The organism is Vibrio sp. JCM 18905 (assembly GCF_055393305.1).
Map to the genome: position 1 here is coordinate 827,166 of NZ_AP043880.1, position 16,292 is coordinate 843,457.

At 45.2% G+C, this 16,292-nt stretch carries 16 protein-coding genes; 13 read left to right on the forward strand and 3 right to left on the reverse strand.

The window, feature by feature from the left end:
* Window positions 1-258 precede the first annotated feature (258 nt).
* Together ubiT and ACZ5ZC_RS20535 are read left to right on the forward strand one after the other, a co-directional pair.
* The gene (gene ubiT / locus ACZ5ZC_RS20530; protein WP_005394645.1) at window positions 259-786 is read left to right on the forward strand and encodes a ubiquinone anaerobic biosynthesis accessory factor UbiT; all 528 of its coding nucleotides are present in this window, start codon (window positions 259-261) and stop codon (window positions 784-786) included.
* Window positions 770-1,273: a GNAT family N-acetyltransferase gene (locus ACZ5ZC_RS20535; RefSeq protein ID WP_012841450.1), complete on the forward strand. Its 504-nt coding sequence runs from the start codon at window positions 770-772 to the stop codon at window positions 1,271-1,273. Before ubiT ends, ACZ5ZC_RS20535 begins: the two co-directional genes overlap by 17 nt.
* Window positions 1,274-1,337: 64 nt before the next feature.
* On the opposite strand, the gene ACZ5ZC_RS20540 is transcribed toward ACZ5ZC_RS20535, so the two are convergent.
* On the reverse strand, window positions 1,338-1,784 hold the full coding sequence (locus ACZ5ZC_RS20540) for a hypothetical protein (RefSeq protein ID WP_012841451.1): 447 nt from the start codon (window positions 1,782-1,784) through the stop codon (window positions 1,338-1,340).
* A 150-nt stretch (window positions 1,785-1,934) separates the two neighbouring features.
* Here ACZ5ZC_RS20540 and ACZ5ZC_RS20545 point away from each other — a divergent pair, with 150 nt between their 5' ends.
* The 10 genes from ACZ5ZC_RS20545 to deoD all read left to right on the forward strand — a co-directional run bounded on the left by ACZ5ZC_RS20545 (window position 1,935) and on the right by deoD (window position 12,064).
* On the forward strand, window positions 1,935-2,345 hold the full coding sequence (locus ACZ5ZC_RS20545) for a DNA polymerase III subunit psi (protein ID WP_054867140.1): 411 nt from the start codon (window positions 1,935-1,937) through the stop codon (window positions 2,343-2,345).
* Between the two features lie 55 nt (window positions 2,346-2,400).
* Window positions 2,401-2,856 carry a ribosomal protein S18-alanine N-acetyltransferase gene (gene rimI / locus ACZ5ZC_RS20550; protein ID WP_005394641.1) on the forward strand — a complete coding sequence of 152 codons (456 nt, stop codon included), beginning with the start codon at window positions 2,401-2,403 and terminating at the stop codon, window positions 2,854-2,856.
* 146 nt (window positions 2,857-3,002) lie between these two features.
* On the forward strand, window positions 3,003-4,592 hold the full coding sequence (gene prfC / locus ACZ5ZC_RS20555; protein ID WP_012841453.1) for a peptide chain release factor 3: 1,590 nt from the start codon (window positions 3,003-3,005) through the stop codon (window positions 4,590-4,592).
* A 95-nt stretch (window positions 4,593-4,687) separates the two neighbouring features.
* Complete coding sequence (locus tag ACZ5ZC_RS20560) at window positions 4,688-4,885, forward strand: DUF5363 family protein (protein ID WP_046875042.1); 198 nt, start codon at window positions 4,688-4,690, stop codon at window positions 4,883-4,885.
* Window positions 4,872-5,645 carry a TatD family hydrolase gene (locus tag ACZ5ZC_RS20565; RefSeq protein ID WP_237308298.1) on the forward strand — a complete coding sequence of 258 codons (774 nt, stop codon included), beginning with the start codon at window positions 4,872-4,874 and terminating at the stop codon, window positions 5,643-5,645. The genes ACZ5ZC_RS20560 and ACZ5ZC_RS20565 overlap by 14 nt, the downstream gene beginning before the upstream one ends.
* 204 nt (window positions 5,646-5,849) lie before the next feature.
* Window positions 5,850-7,133, forward strand: a complete 1,284-nt coding sequence (locus ACZ5ZC_RS20570; RefSeq protein ID WP_006742377.1) for a NupC/NupG family nucleoside CNT transporter — start codon at window positions 5,850-5,852, stop codon at window positions 7,131-7,133.
* A gap of 581 nt (window positions 7,134-7,714) precedes the next feature.
* Window positions 7,715-8,491 carry a deoxyribose-phosphate aldolase gene (deoC, locus tag ACZ5ZC_RS20575; RefSeq protein ID WP_006742378.1) on the forward strand — a complete coding sequence of 259 codons (777 nt, stop codon included), beginning with the start codon at window positions 7,715-7,717 and terminating at the stop codon, window positions 8,489-8,491.
* Window positions 8,492-8,588: 97 nt separating this feature from the next.
* Complete coding sequence (gene deoA, locus ACZ5ZC_RS20580) at window positions 8,589-9,917, forward strand: thymidine phosphorylase (RefSeq protein ID WP_046875040.1); 1,329 nt, start codon at window positions 8,589-8,591, stop codon at window positions 9,915-9,917.
* A gap of 68 nt (window positions 9,918-9,985) precedes the next feature.
* Window positions 9,986-11,206: a phosphopentomutase gene (locus ACZ5ZC_RS20585; RefSeq protein WP_047008941.1), complete on the forward strand. Its 1,221-nt coding sequence runs from the start codon at window positions 9,986-9,988 to the stop codon at window positions 11,204-11,206.
* Between the two features lie 138 nt (window positions 11,207-11,344).
* Window positions 11,345-12,064 carry a purine-nucleoside phosphorylase gene (gene deoD / locus ACZ5ZC_RS20590; protein WP_006742381.1) on the forward strand — a complete coding sequence of 240 codons (720 nt, stop codon included), beginning with the start codon at window positions 11,345-11,347 and terminating at the stop codon, window positions 12,062-12,064.
* Between the two features lie 97 nt (window positions 12,065-12,161).
* Here deoD and ACZ5ZC_RS20595 read toward each other — a convergent pair whose 3' ends face one another.
* Window positions 12,162-12,767, reverse strand: a complete 606-nt coding sequence (locus ACZ5ZC_RS20595; protein WP_041852892.1) for a YtjB family periplasmic protein — start codon at window positions 12,765-12,767, stop codon at window positions 12,162-12,164.
* Window positions 12,768-12,858: 91 nt separating this feature from the next.
* Between ACZ5ZC_RS20595 and serB the strand changes: the two genes are divergently transcribed.
* Entirely contained in the window at window positions 12,859-13,839 is a 981-nt protein-coding gene (serB, locus tag ACZ5ZC_RS20600; protein WP_464932239.1) for a phosphoserine phosphatase, read from the forward strand.
* A gap of 64 nt (window positions 13,840-13,903) precedes the next feature.
* Here serB and ACZ5ZC_RS20605 read toward each other — a convergent pair whose 3' ends face one another.
* Window positions 13,904-16,252, reverse strand: coding sequence for a PilZ domain-containing protein (locus ACZ5ZC_RS20605; RefSeq protein WP_237312462.1), 2,349 nt, complete (start codon window positions 16,250-16,252; stop codon window positions 13,904-13,906).
* Window positions 16,253-16,292 lie beyond the last annotated feature (40 nt).

Below are 16,292 nucleotides of genomic sequence, written 5' to 3' on the forward strand. Positions count from 1 at the left end.
CATTAAAGGGTTCGCGGTTTTAACTTTACAGTCGACAATCACATGGATACGCTCAGATAACTATAACTTTGAAAATACGGTTGTAAAAGTGTTTATCCACCTGTTCGCATCAATAATACACGTAACTTCAAAAAAAGAAGCGTTAGTGAACAATAATCCACCAATCTAAAATAAGCACTTTATTGATACATAACAGTAATCTCATTGCCACGATTGCTTAATATAGGCAACCTAATGACAAAGTAACGGATAATGAACGTGTTAAACAAGATTCGCAGTCAACTAGTAAAGAACGCAGCTAACATTTTGCGTTCTCCAGTCCAGTTATTACCACAGCCAATTCAGCAAAAAGCATTGCTGGAGGGGCTAAAAATGGTGTTTAAAGAAGCCTTGGAAGATGGTGACTTTGAGTTCCTTGAAGACAAGTGGTTAAAAGTTGCGATTAAAGACTTGAACTTAGCATGGTACATCAGCTATCAAGACGAAAAATTAGTGGTAGCTGAAAAACCAGTTCAGGAAGATGTGAGTTTTAGTGGTAATCTAAACGACCTAGTACTGATTGCTGGTCGTAAAGAAGACCCTGACACACTGTTCTTCCAACGTCGCCTTTCAATTGAAGGCGATACTGAGCTTGGCTTAGAAGTGAAAAACTTAATGGACAGTGTCGACTTAGAGCAGTTACCGAAAGCAATGCAAGTCGCTTTGAATCAATTGGCTGATTTTGTTCAGAAAGGGGTTCAAGCGCCAGCACAACCAACCGGAGTAGCGAATGCTTATTCGAACTGAAGCCCCTGCGGACATTCTTACCATTGACCGCTTATTGAAACACGCCTTCCCGACGGAAGCTGAAGCTAAGCTTGTGATGCGTTTGCGCGAAAACAGCAAATTCACACTTTCCTTAGTCGCGTGTACAGATGAGGGAGAGGTGATAGGCCATGCTTTATTTAGCCCAGTGACCTTAAATGGTGAAGATTTGTCGTGGCAAGGGCTGGCGCCATTGGCTGTTCATGAAGATTACCGTCGCCAAGGCATCGCTGCAGAGTTGATCAAAGAAGGTTTTGATTCACTGCGTGATTTTGGCTATCCAGTGTGTGTGGTGTTGGGCGATCCTGATTATTACGCGCGCCAGGGCTTTCAATCATGCGACGAGATGGGATTCGAATGCGCTTGGGATGTTCCTAAAGGTGCATTTCGTATCGCAGAGTTGGTCGAAGGTCAATGTGCCGGACGCTCCGGACGCATAGATTACGCGCCAGAGTTCTCTGAACTGTAAATGAAAGAAGCCCACTAACTCAGTGGGCTTCTTTCTTAGTTCATTGAAAACTGAGATAGGGAGATTAAGACGACTGGTCACTTTTCTTCTTACCCCAAACCTCTATTTTTGCTTTCTTACTTAGCCCTAAAACATTGAGTTTTCTGCTGCCCCAACTACTGTAAGTCATTTCAATCTGTTTTAGCTTCGCTTCTTTTGAGCCAGGAAGGCTCCATGCACGAGTCGATAATCCACTTGTTAGCACACCCATAGAGGTTAGCTTTTTCTCACTACCGTCCGTCATCACGACTTTTAAGTCGTTAATGTCTACCGTGCCCTGCACACATTTCAGTTTAATTTTACTGAAGCTGCGATTTCGGAATAGGCTATTTGGTGTCACGGTATCCGTTTCTGTTTGGAATTTGACGGTTTTCGTTGCAATCAGCTCCCACTCATCGCTGCTATTAGCAAAAACACTCATGCTTGTGGTGGCTACCAGTGCGCAAAGCAGCAGTGTAGGTAAGAATTTCATAATGTACCTCATATGTTATACCTACGGTGTGGCCATTGTCATAGGCAGAACAGTTCAATCATTCCAATGTATTGAGGTGTTCCTTGAAGTCCTTTAGGTATAATCACGATTATTTGTTAGGATTGCCCTCGTTCAAATAGGTGACGGAAAATGTCAATTAACGAGAAACAGTATTTACACGAAATGGGCATCAGCACATGGGAGCTGGTACACCCAGATAGATTGGCAGGTTACCAATCGCCAAAAATCGATTTGCAAAGTTCTTGCAAACTCCTGTTGATCTCTCCGGTATGTCCAGAGAATGAGACGGCAGTTTTGTTTGAAAACATCCTAAAGAGTATGAAGTTAACGGTTGACCAAGCGTTACATATTGAGCCAGAGCGATTTCCATTACTTGGCCAGCACGAGCTTGAGTGGGTTTGGTTTGCAGGGTGTGAAGCCGAAGTATTGCCTGACACTAAATCGCTGACATCGCCATTGTTGCAAGATGTGGATGGGAATACCCAACAAAAACGTGCACTTTGGCAACAGATTTGTTCTTACAACAATTCGAGCAAATAAGCATTAATCCCCGTTTTACTGCAATTGGTATTGCACATGAACCCCTAGGTAAATAATGACAACTAAAATCTTACCAATGTGCGCTGAGCACTTAGATCAAGTTTGGCAAATTGAGCAGCAAGCACACTCGCATCCGTGGGCAGAGTCTTTGGTACGTGATTTATCCAGCCGTGGAGCATGTCATCATGTGATGCTCGATGGCGAGATGGTGATTGGCTACTTTTATGCGCAGAATATTGTCGGTGAAGTTACGTTGCTGAATATTGCTATCGCGCCGCATCTTCAGGGTAAAGGCTATGGTCAAAAACTTTTGGATGCGTTTTTAGAACATTGTGAGCAATCAAAAGCGGAGAGTGCTTGGCTTGAGGTGCGAGAGAGTAATAAGCCTGCTATTTATATTTATGAACAAGCTGGATTCAATGAAGTTGATCGACGTCATAACTATTACCCTGCGAAAACTGGCACGGGAAAAGAAGATGCGATCATCATGAGTTATCTCTTCTTTCACTAACGTTAACGCATCCCATAAGGGAGGTCGCCCCTAAAGCGATCAGTTGCCCCTGAGGCAATAATAAGCGAGAATACCGCGCAATATTGAATCTAAAAAGCGTGTTTGCTTTTCGAGCAAGCATTCAGACATCAAAGAAGACCAGTTTCATGTCAAATACACCTTTTCTAAGCGAAGTGTCTAAACGTAGAACGTTCGCTATTATTTCTCACCCGGATGCGGGTAAAACCACCATTACTGAAAAAGTCCTTTTATTCGGAAACGCGATTCAAAAAGCAGGTACGGTTAAAGGTCGTGGTAATGCACAGCACGCAAAATCAGACTGGATGGAAATGGAAAAGGAACGTGGTATCTCGGTAACCACGTCTGTGATGCAGTTCCCTTACAATGATTGCCTGGTAAACCTACTTGATACTCCTGGACACGAAGACTTCTCGGAAGATACATACCGTACTCTAACGGCAGTCGACTCGTGTTTGATGGTTATCGATGCAGCGAAAGGTGTCGAGGATCGTACTCGTAAGCTGATGGAAGTAACCCGTCTACGCGATACGCCAATCGTGACCTTCATGAACAAACTTGACCGTGACGTTCGTGATCCAATGGAAGTATTGGACGAAGTAGAAAACGAATTGGGCATGATGTGTGCGCCTATCACGTGGCCAATCGGCTGTGGTAAAGAGTTTAAAGGTGTGTACCACATTCACCGTGATGAAACGATTTTATACGAATCTGGTCACGGTCATGAGATTCAAGAAGTTCGAATCATCAAAGGTCTAGATAACCCAGAGCTTGATGAAAAAGTCGGTGCAGGCCTTGCGGAAAGTGTTCGAGAAGAGCTTGAGCTTGTTATGGGTGCTTGCCCTGAGTTTGATTTGGAAATGTTCTTAACAGGTGACCTGACGCCAGTTTACTTCGGTACCGCATTAGGTAACTTCGGTGTAGACCACATGCTAGACGGTCTAACAGAGTGGGCACCAGCACCGAAAACGCGTCAAGCGGTTGAGCGTGAAGTTGAAGCGACAGAAGAGAAGTTCTCTGGTTTCGTATTCAAGATCCAAGCAAACATGGACCCGAAACACCGTGACCGTATCGCATTCATGCGTATTGTATCGGGTACTTACACGCAGGGTATGAAGATGAACCACGTTCGTCTTGGCAAGCAGGTGAGTATCTCTGATGCAGTAACCTTTATGGCTGGTGACCGTTCACGTGCAGAACACGCTTACGCGGGTGATATCATTGGTCTGCATAACCACGGTACTATCCAGATTGGTGATACCTTTACTCAAGGTGAGTCACTGAAATTCTCTGGTATTCCGAACTTCGCCCCGGAGCTGTTTCGTCGTATTCGCCTGAAAGATCCACTAAAGCAGAAACAGCTACTAAAAGGCTTGGTGCAACTATCAGAAGAAGGTGCGGTACAGGTATTCCGTCCACTACAAAACAACGATCTGATCGTTGGTGCCGTTGGTGTACTTCAGTTCGATGTTGTTGTGGCTCGTTTGAAGTCTGAATATAACGTTGAAGCGATTTATGAAGGCATTAACGTTGCAACTGCGCGTTGGGTTGAGTGTGATGATGCGAAGAAACTGGATGAGTTCCAACGTAAGAACCAAGCAAACTTAGCATTGGATGGTGGTGATAACCTAACGTATATTGCACCAACAATGGTTAACTTAAACTTGGCGAAAGAGCGTTTCCCTGATATTGATTTCCGTGCGACGCGTGAGCACTAATCAAAAAGCGGTTTGGGTAAGCTTTAACGCAAACTAGATTTTAAAACGCCCTTGGCTATAAACTTAGCCAAGGGCGTTTTTTATAAGGATGAGGTATGAACTGGTTTAAACGAGGATTGAAGCGTTACGACGACTGGTGCAAGGAGATGGGGTTAACCCCTGATCAAAAACGCAGCTGCGTTCCGTATCGAAAAGATCCTGCCCATCAAAATGAAGAGAACAGTGAAGCTCTGCTATTTTCTGATTCTCAGTTTGTCGGTACAGATAAAAAGTCTCAAGATGAAGCTCTTTGATACCCATTGTCACTTTGACTTTGATGTATTCCAAGGTGACTTTGCACATCAACTTGAGCTAGCTCAAACGCAAGGCGTGACAAGAATTCTGATTCCTTCAGTGGGACCTCAAAACTGGGCTCGTATTCAAACCTTGGCAGATCAACATGCCAATTTGTATTACGCCCTTGGGTTTCATCCGTATTTTCTTGAAGATAACGTCGAGCAGCACTTTGCTGAATTGGAACATTATCTAAAACAAAATGCTCCCCAGTGCGTGGCAATAGGAGAGTGTGGGCTAGATTTTGCCATTGATGTTGACCCACAGTTGCAAGAAGAGACACTTGAAGTTCAATTTGAACTGGCTAGATGCTTCGAACTCCCAGTTATTTTACATAGCCGAAAAGCGCACAATCGCCTTATTCAAATGGTTAAAGCGGCGAAGCTCCCTCGGGGCGGTGTGCTACATGCTTTCTCTGGGAGTTATCAGCAAGCAATGGAGTGGGTCAAATTAGGTTTTTTTATCGGAGTAGGAGGAACCATCACCTACCCAAGAGCGAAGAAAACGCGCGACGCAATTCAAAAATTACCACTCAAACATCTCGTGATCGAAACAGATGCACCGGATATGCCTATACTTGGGTATCAAGGGGAGTCGAATCACCCAGCCAAACTCATTCACGTCTTTAATGAGCTCGTAGAGTTGCATAACGGCTCAAAGCAATCGATTGCCTCTCAGTTATGGAAAAATAGCAATTTTGCTTTCTCGATATGTGAATAAAATCTAAAGATGTGGTTTGAAATAGAAAACGTTTTCCTGCTTATTGTGAATTAACTCACAAAGCTGGCTGAATCAATCATGAATCTTATAGGAAAGTGTGAGGCTGGCATTACTTTAATTGATTCTGCATGAGTATAATTGCTCCCGCTTTATAGCTCCATTTTGTAACACGCCAATAAATAACTTATAAGGAAGTCATAAACTATGAGCCTGTTTATGAGCCTAATCGGTATGGTAGTGCTTCTTGCGATTGCAGTGGCATTTTCTAATAACCGAAAAGCTATCAATCTAAGAACTGTGGGTGGCGCATTCGCTATCCAATTCGCATTAGGTGCATTTGTTCTGTATGTGCCTTGGGGCCGTGATCTACTAAACGGTTTCTCTTCAGGTGTTTCTAACGTTATCAACTACGGTAACGATGGTTCATCATTCCTGTTCGGTGGTCTTGTTTCTGACAAGATGTTCGAAGTATTCGGCGGCGGCGGTTTCATCTTCGCATTCCGTGTTCTTCCTACACTGATCTTCTTCTCTGCACTGATTTCAGTTCTTTACTACATTGGCGTTATGCAATGGGTTATCAAGATTCTTGGTGGCGCACTACAAAAAGCGCTGGGCACTTCACGTGCGGAATCAATGTCAGCAGCAGCAAACATTTTCGTAGGTCAAACAGAAGCACCTCTAGTTGTTCGTCCATTCGTTCCAAAAATGACTCAATCAGAGCTATTCGCGGTAATGTGTGGTGGTCTAGCTTCTGTTGCTGGTGGTGTACTAGCGGGCTACGCTTCAATGGGTGTTCCACTAGAGTACCTAGTAGCAGCATCATTCATGGCGGCACCAGGTGGTCTACTATTCGCTAAAATCCTTCACCCAGAGACTGACCAGCCTCACGAAAGTATTGAAGAAGCGATGGACGGCGGCGACGACAAACCAGTAAACGTAATCGACGCAGCAGCGGGCGGTGCGGCTTCTGGTCTACAACTTGCGCTTAACGTAGGTGCAATGCTAATCGCATTCGTTGGTCTAATCGCGCTGATCAACGGTATGCTAGGTGGCATCGGTGGTTGGTTCGGCATGCCAGAACTAACGCTAGAGCTAATCCTAGGTTACGCATTCTCTCCACTAGCATTCCTAATCGGTGTTCCATGGGCTGAAGCAGTAACTGCTGGTTCATTCATCGGTCAGAAAATCGTAGTGAACGAATTCGTTGCTTACTTGAACTTCACACCATACCTAGGTGAAAACGCTCAAGTAATCGCGGCAACTGGTGAAGTAATGTCTGAGAAGACAACAGCTATCATCTCATTCGCACTATGTGGTTTCGCGAACCTTTCTTCTATCGCGATTCTACTTGGTGGTCTAGGTAGCCTTGCACCAAACCGTCGTAGTGACATCGCTCGCATGGGTGTTAAAGCTGTGCTTGCAGGTACGTTGTCTAACCTTATGGCAGCGACAATTGCAGGCTTCTGCTTAAGCCTTGCAGCACTATAATTAGAATCGGTTCTTAATATATAGACGCCGTTTTACATCATGCCCTGTAGCAAGAGATTGCTGCGGGGCATTTTTCGTTTTTCGGGCTCTAAAATCTCACCGGATGCCGGACTCAGTCTATGAGTTACGCAGCCGATGGAATAGGGGCTAGGAAATTTTGAGATACAAACCGTTTGCGCTCTATTTGGTGCTACAGTTTTGCGGTGAAACTCTATAATGTATTAATCACAGGATAGTGGTTAAGGTTGATACTTAATCACGTAATGAATATTACATAATCGATGGGCAAATGACTTGCCCAGCAATATCAGATCTAATAGGCGTTTTGCTGTGTGATGTGATATTAAAGACACCGCAATCATAGATTGTTGTGCCATAGGCCAAACTGGTACTGTGCGGTGACAAGGATAGCAATTGGCATATGAAATTTTCGCTGTATATGCCGAGTCTTCAGGGAACCAAGTCCGTTCATTAATAGACTGTTTAGCCATTTACTCACATTGTCTCGACTTGTTGATTATAGTTAGAGACGTGATGTAAGGCTGAGTAGTGAATTTTTTGAATATTGATCGGAGATAGAAATGAGCGATTTAAAAGCAGCAGCGCTACGTGCACTTAAACTTATGGACCTAACTACGTTGAATGACGATGACACTGATGCAAAAGTGATCTCATTATGTCATGACGCGAAAACAGCAGTAGGCAACACAGCTGCAATTTGTATTTACCCTCGCTTTATTCCTATTGCTAAGAAGACACTTCGTGAGCAAGGTACGCCAGAGGTTCGCATTGCAACAGTAACGAACTTCCCACACGGTAACGACGACATCGAAATCGCTGTTGCTGAAACAAAAGCGGCGGTTGCTTACGGTGCAGACGAAGTTGACGTTGTTTTCCCATACCGCGCGCTAATGGCGGGTGATGAGAAAGTAGGCTTCGAACTAGTTAAGCAATGTAAAGAGGCTTGTGGTGACATTCTTCTTAAAGTGATCATCGAAACGGGTGAACTAAAAGAAGAAGCACTAATCAAGAAAGCATCTCAAATCTGTATTGAAGCAGGTGCTGACTTCATTAAAACTTCAACTGGTAAAGTGCCAGTAAACGCAACACCAGAATATGCACGCATGATGCTTGAAGTGATTCGCGACATGGGTGTTGCAGAAACTGTTGGTTTCAAACCAGCAGGTGGTGTGCGCACTGCTGAAGACGCAGCTGCATACCTAGCAATGGCTGACGAAATCCTAGGTGACAACTGGGTTGATGCCCGTCACTACCGTTTCGGTGCGTCTAGCCTGCTAACTAACCTACTAAATACATTAGAAGTGACAGACGAAACTGCTGATCCAGCAGCGTACTAATCCCAATAATATGTCTGAACGGTAGCACCTAAACGGGTGCTACCAAACCTCTTCTATCCTACTTAACCATGGCTCACTGAGAGCATGGGAGGCACTAATGTATTTACCACAAGAAATCATTCGTAAAAAACGTGACGGTGAAGTACTTACCGCAGACGAAATCAACTTCTTTATTCAAGGCGTAGCAAATAACACCGTATCTGAAGGTCAGATCGCGGCGTTTGCTATGACGATTTTCTTCAATGAAATGACCATGGATGAGCGCATCGCCCTAACGTGTGCAATGCGTGATTCGGGCATGGTTATCGACTGGAGCCACATGAACTTTGGTGGCCCAATTGTCGACAAACACTCTACTGGCGGTGTGGGTGACGTAACGTCTTTGATGCTTGGCCCTATGGTGGCAGCATGTGGCGGTTTCGTACCAATGATCTCTGGCCGTGGTCTTGGCCACACAGGCGGTACGCTAGATAAGCTTGAGTCTATTCCTGGCTACAACATCACACCAAGCAACGATGTTTTTGGTCAAGTGACCAAAGACGCTGGTGTGGCGATCATCGGTCAAACCGGTGACCTAGCTCCAGCGGATAAGCGTGTTTACGCGACTCGTGATATTACCGCAACAGTGGATAACATTTCACTGATCACTGCTTCTATTCTATCTAAGAAGCTAGCAGCAGGTCTTGAGTCGCTAGTAATGGACGTAAAAGTAGGTTCTGGCGCATTCATGCCAACTTACGAAGCGTCTGAAGAGCTAGCGAAATCAATCGTTGCAGTAGCAAACGGTGCGGGTACTAAGACCACTGCAATCCTGACAGACATGAACCAAGTATTGGCCTCTTCGGCAGGTAATGCGGTGGAAGTTCGTGAAGCGGTTCGTTTCCTAACTGGTGAATACCGTAACCCACGCCTACTTGAAGTCACCATGGCTTCTTGTGCAGAAATGCTGGTACTTGGCAAACTGGCTGAGAACACAGAAGACGCACGTGTGAAGTTGATGGAAGCGCTAGACAACGGTAAAGCAGCAGCATGCTTCGGCAAGATGGTTGCGGGTCTTGGCGGCCCAGCAGACTTCGTAGAAAACTACGATAACTACCTAGAAAAAGCGGAAATCATCAAGCCTGTTTACGCGACGGAAACGGGCATTGTTTCAGCAATGGACACGCGTGCGATTGGCATGGCTGTCGTTGCTATGGGTGGTGGTCGCCGTGTTGCTACTGATGAAATCGACTATGCCGTAGGTTTCGACGAGTTCATCCGCTTGGGTGAAGTTGCAGATAGCGATAAACCTCTTGCCGTTATCCACGCTCGCAGCGAAGAGCAGTGGGAAGAAGCGGCAAAAGCACTGCGCAGTGCAATCAAAGTAGGTGGTGAGTACACACCAACTCCAGAGGTTTACCGTCAAATTCGTGCAGAAGATATTTAATAGAACAAGTAATTACACAAGGCCTACTCAACCATAATAAAAAGCCGAGTGGGCCTAAGGAACGAGCAATGAAAAGAGCATTTATTTTAGTACTAGACTCATTCGGTATTGGTGCAACCGCTGACGCTGAGAAATTTGGTGATGTAGGTTCAGACACATTAGGCCACATCGCAGAACAATGCGAAAAAGGCTTAGCAGATAACGACCAACGTCAAGGCGCACTTCGCCTTCCAAACCTATCTAAGTTAGGTTTGGCAATGGCACATAAAGAGTCAACAGGTCGCTTCGCACCTGGCCTAGACGCAGATGCAGAAATCATTGGTGCGTACGGCCACGCCGCAGAGCTTTCTTCTGGTAAAGACACGCCGTCTGGTCACTGGGAAATCGCAGGTGTTCCTGTTCTGTTTGACTGGGGTTACTTCACAGACAAAGCAAACAGCTTCCCTAAAGAGCTGACGGATCGCATCCTTGAGCGCGCGGGTCTTGACGGTTTCCTAGGTAACTGCCACGCATCTGGTACTCAAGTTCTTGATGACTTGGGTGAAGAGCATATGAAGACTGGGCAGCCAATCTTCTACACCTCTGCGGACTCTGTATTCCAAATCGCCTGTCACGAAGAGACATTCGGCCTGGATCGTCTACTAGAGCTTTGCCAAATTGCACGTGAAGAACTAGAAGATTACAACATCGGCCGTGTAATCGCGCGCCCATTCATTGGCCCGGGTAAAGGTCAATTTGAGCGTACGGGTAACCGTCGTGACCTATCTGTAGAGCCACCATCAGCGACTATCTTACAAAAGTTAGTTGATGAGAAGGGCGGTCAGGTGCATTCCATCGGTAAGATTTCAGATATTTATGCTGGTTGTGGGATCACTAAGAAAACCAAAGCAACAGGCATTCCAGCACTATTTGAAGCAACGAAAGAAGCGATCAAAGAAGCGGGTGATAACACCATCGTATTCACTAACTTCGTCGACTTCGATTCAGCTTACGGTCACCGTCGTGATGTGGCGGGTTACGCTGCAGCGCTTGAGTACTTTGATGGTCGCATCAATGAAGTGCTAGAACTGATGGGTGAAGATGACGTGCTTATCCTAACAGCAGACCACGGCTGTGACCCAACATGGCCAGGTACTGACCATACTCGTGAGCACATCCCAGTATTGGTTTACGGTCAAAAAGTGCCAGCAGGCTCTCTTGGCCGCCGCGAAACATTCGCAGACATTGGCCAAACATTGGCGAGCTACTTCGGTACTTCTCCAATGGATTACGGTAAGAATTTCCTATAATTAGGATATTGAAAACTAGGAGCTGAATGCTCCTAGTTTTATGTTTGCAGTATGCAAGTACTGCTTGTCGGAAATGAGAATACTCTGGCTTATATCGCCTTAAGCGCGGAGCGCTAGAGAAAGGTTAAGGAAAAGAAAATGGCAACTCCACATATCAATGCTGAAATGGGCGCATTCGCAGACGTCGTACTGATGCCGGGTGACCCGCTACGTGCAAAATACATCGCAGAAACCTTCCTTGAAGACGTTGTGCAAGTGTGTGATGTGCGTAATATGTTCGGTTACACTGGCACATACAAAGGCCGTAAGATCTCGGTTATGGGCCACGGTATGGGTATCCCATCATGCTCGATTTACGCAACGGAGCTAATTAAAGACTTCGGCGTGAAGAAAATTATCCGTGTTGGTAGCTGTGGCGCAGTAAACGAAGACATCAAAGTGCGTGATGTTGTGATCGGCATGGGCGCGTGTACGGATTCTAAAGTGAACCGTATCCGTTTTAAAGGTCATGACTTTGCAGCAATCGCAGACTACAAAATGGTTCGCGCGGCAGAAGACGCAGCAAAAGCACGTGGCATTGATGTGAAAGTCGGTAACCTATTTTCAGCGGAGCTTTTCTACACGCCAGATCCAGAAATGTTCGACGTAATGGACAAGTACGGCATTGTTGGTGTTGAAATGGAAGCGGCGGGTATTTACGGCGTAGCGGCAGAATACGGTGCAAAAGCTCTGACAATCTGTACGGTTTCAGATCACATCAAAACGGGTGAGCAAACAACTTCTGATGAGCGTCAAACAACATTCAACGACATGATGCTAATCGCACTAGATTCAGTATTGCTAGGCGACGAAGAATAAGCGACAAAGAGTCATCTTAGTTTCTTGACATTAAGAACTAAAAGAACAGCCCGCACAATGCGGGCTGTTTTTGTATTAGATGTTGATTACCGACTGACTATTTGGTTAGCAGTAGGTTTTGCGCTTTTTTACGGCGGATAGGCTGTCTACGTAAAATCATAATGAATAACATGCCGCACACAAAACTCATTAGCACCATCATGTACATGTAGCGATCACTCTTACGATAGTGGTGGTCAGAAATCGCGGTTACACGACCTGTCTCAAAGGTAACGCGAACAAAACCGATGAGTGCTTCATCGGCAAATACTGGTTCAACCAACTGCTGGCGGCCAATGGAAGCTGTTGCCAAGGGCGTGTCTAAGCCTAAAACTTCGCGTACCGATAGCGCATCTTCACTAGACGCTAAACGTACGCCTTGTGCATCATATATTGTCGCATCAAACACCAAACGGTCTTGTGCTAGCTGGTTTGTCAGCTTAAGTAAGCGTTCTTGATCTTTGGTCAAAATCATTTCACTGGCAGAAAGAGACGCCTGTGAAATCAAAACCTTGGTGAGTGTCTCAAGCTGCTGTGCTTGAATTTTCTCGTTGCCCTTACTGATCACAACACTGTTTTTGATCGTGATAAACAACATCACACACAGTAGGATTAGTGCCAGAATTCTTAGGGCATTCCTTACTGAGAACAAGGATTCACTCATGCTCTTTACTCATCCATTTAAAATAAAACAAAGACTTGCCTTTTTAGTTTGTTGAGGTAACGTTTTAGCAAAGTCATAAGGGATTATATACATGGACGCGTCAAAAAGCTTGCCTATCAGAAAACATACGACACTTTTAAAACGATTACCCGAGACTCGATTTGCCTCCCAACTAGATAAAGCAAAAGCAAACTGGATAGTGTTTGCAGAATACCTTTCGCCACGTCATTTTGAAGACATTGATTTCTTCACAGGTGTCTACAACCCCGTGTTAGAAACGTGGAAAGTTGGCCAATATGAAGTCGCCTTGATGGCAGGAGAGTTGACCCCTCAACACGAAACGATCTTACAAAGCCTCAACTTGGATTACGCCTCGCTTAATGAAGTTCCAGATCTCTCAACCCAAGGTTTGATTGTATTTGACATGGACTCAACGGCAATCCAGATAGAGTGTATTGATGAAATCGCAAAATTGGCCGGAGTCGGGGATGAGGTGGCAGAAGTTACTGAACGTGCGATGCAAGGAGAACTGGATTTTGAGCAAAGTTTGCGTCAACGCGTAGGCAAGCTCAAAGGTGCTGATGAATCAATTCTTGAACAAGTTCGTTCCCAATTGCCATTTATGCCGGACTTTGAAGCGTTAATCGCAACGTTAAAAGCACTAGGCTGGAAAACAGCGATTGCTTCCGGTGGTTTTACTTACTTCTCGGACTATATCAAAGATAAAGTCGGGTTAGATTTTGCTCGCTCTAATCAGTTGGAAATCATTAATGGTAAGCTCACGGGGAACGTACTTGGCGATGTGGTTACCGCGCAGATGAAGTCAGATATCCTGGTGGAGTTGGCGGATGAATACGAAATTGAGCAGCACAACACGGTTGCTGTCGGTGATGGCGCTAACGATCTTGTGATGATGTCGGTGGCGGGCTTAGGTATCGCGTACCACGCAAAACCTAAAGTGGAAGCTCAAGCGCAATCTGCGATTCGCTTTGCAGGCTTAGGCGGTGTGCTCTGTATTTTATCTGGTGCACTGGTGAAGCAGCAAAAGGTCAGCTGGAAAGCAAAACCTTAATTTATCCATTCAAAAACACCGCCTTTCTGGCGGTGTTTTTCGTTGACTTAGTATGGCTCTAAATTTACTCGGTTAACTCCAACCTAATTACAACTTCTTCCGTAATGTCTTCAAACTCACTGTAACCGACCAAAGCGGTCAGCTCCTTTTCTAATTTGCTCGCTTGATGTACACCAAATTGGGTTAAGTCACTTAAATCTTGTTGCAGCAACGATGTCATCGGATCGAAAATTGGGGCTGTAGATAAGCGAATCACGTAGAAGTCCCCCATCATTCGCGCTTTCTTTATAAATTGAATCCGTTCTTTTACGCTGTTGAACTCTTGATGAAGCTTAGACTCAATGCCTGTAATTTTATTGCCGACTTTGGCTGCGCTAATGTAGATATCCTGATGCCTTGCTTGAGCTCCCTCTACACGCTTTATCGGCTCTGCGATTAATGTGCTTGTTCGACCTTTAAAGATAGGTTCAAGTGACAACAATTGATCGTGCCCAAGGCGGGCAAAAAGCTCAATGTGCTTAGGTAGCGGCAAATTCACCCCAATAACGGGGGTTTTGATTGAAGACGACGCAGTTTTACTGATAAAAATGGGTGTGCTCAGAGTTCGAGAGAGCAACATGCTGTGCAGTCTTTCAAGTAACGCATTACTCGGTAGCATTTCTTTTTGCGGGATCAACTTATCTTGATTGTGCTCGATAATGCTGTTGAAAAAGGCGATCACTTTAATGGTGTGGCTGCTTTCATCAATAACTAGCTGTACGCTACAGCCATCTGGACTAACACGAATTACTCGGTATGGCACCGACGTTAAAGGCAGCTTTTTGTCGTAGAGTTGTAACTCTCGGAAGTTGATCTGAACCTCTTGCCCAGAGCGCAACATAGTAGGTTCGTCCAGTTTAATGCCGAGCCCTCGCTTTGAAATATCGACGGTGCTGCCGCTCGCTGTGACGGGCCCAGAACATAGTTCTATTGGGGTCTTAAATCGGTAACGTGGCTCTTTACGACGAGACTTGGCATCAAAATAAATGCCTTTCGGGTTGCCTATAATTCTTCTCGGATGGCGAAATGCATTTAACGTATTCGCGGGTAAGCGCGGCTTTTCAGTGAGCAGATAATCCTGCCCTGATTTTTCGTCAGCAATTTCTTGCAAGATGCCAATATGAGTCAATGATTGGGACGTTTCAGCCAACTCCGGAGAGAAAGCGGCTAAGTCTTCCTGTTCTTGCTCTGACAGTTCAAATATCGAAATTCTAAACGCGCGCCAACTTTCACGTTTAGCACCTAAATGCCAAAATAGCTGGCGTTGTTCACGAGTGGCCTCAGGACGAAGCATCGAATAGAAATAGGTTCGGTTTTCGTGCTCGTGAGTAAATGAATAAAGGACGTTTGTGGTGCCTTTAACGCCAGGTTTAATGAGTGACGCGACTCGCTTCTCATTAAATAAGGATCCAAACATTTGCTGGTTCCTTTCATCATGCCAGTACTGCCAAAGCTTTTGATTGTTTGGCGTCAACATAGCGAGTTTCAGCTCACTGCCATCAAAGAATAGGGGTAAGCTGCTGGTGTGCTTGAGCGCGATGTGCTCATAACCACGAGTTCGAGCTCGAATGATCTTATCTTGATTATCGTGACGAGCTCTTTTAGCTGCGCTGTTGAGCGCTTCATCGATCACTCGAGTAACGACATTGGTTTCAGTTAAACGTATGGTTCTGAGGTATCGAACTGAGTCATTCTCGTAACAGTCATCAACCGCAAGTATGCGGTACGCCAACGGTTTCTCGATACCGGCAACCTGAGATTTGCTGGCAAATTCAGTAAACGTGACCTGAATAATCTCCCCAAGGTTATATTTAAACGCACTTGGGACTTTGAACTTTGCGCCAGAGCAGGATAAGTCAATGCTTAACCCATGCAGAAGTTGCCCTTTAGAGCGGCAAATCTCGACTTGAGATTGGACTTTCAAGCGCTTTTCTTGGCGCTTTAAGTCATAGCCGAGGTGAACGGGCTCTGCTAAGAAAGGGCTTTTAGGATCCGTTAACGATTGCGTTTTTTGTTGAGTAAGACGTTTGCTCATTACGCGAAAGTTATTCCGTGTGTTGACCAAAGCTTCCCACATTCCCTCAGTGTAGCCGCCAAACTTTTTGATGTTTTTATGGTAAGCGTTGAAAGCAACGTCATCTAACCAATGTGGAATACCATCCAAAATATACTCGCGACATTCACCTTGGACGCGACCGCGCAGATCGATGCTTTTTTTGCACGGAGCCATCAAGCGGTTAAGTTCCATTTTCACTAAGATTTTGGCCGAAGGCGGCTCTTCCTCGGTCAATTGGCCAAGGACAAAGTCAAAGTCATCCGAACCGTAAACGGGAATGAGTCGTTCTGCGATCGAGAGAATTTCAGATTGCTGCATTATTTCTGTTAGAGTATGTCGTTACTTTAAATTGTATCGG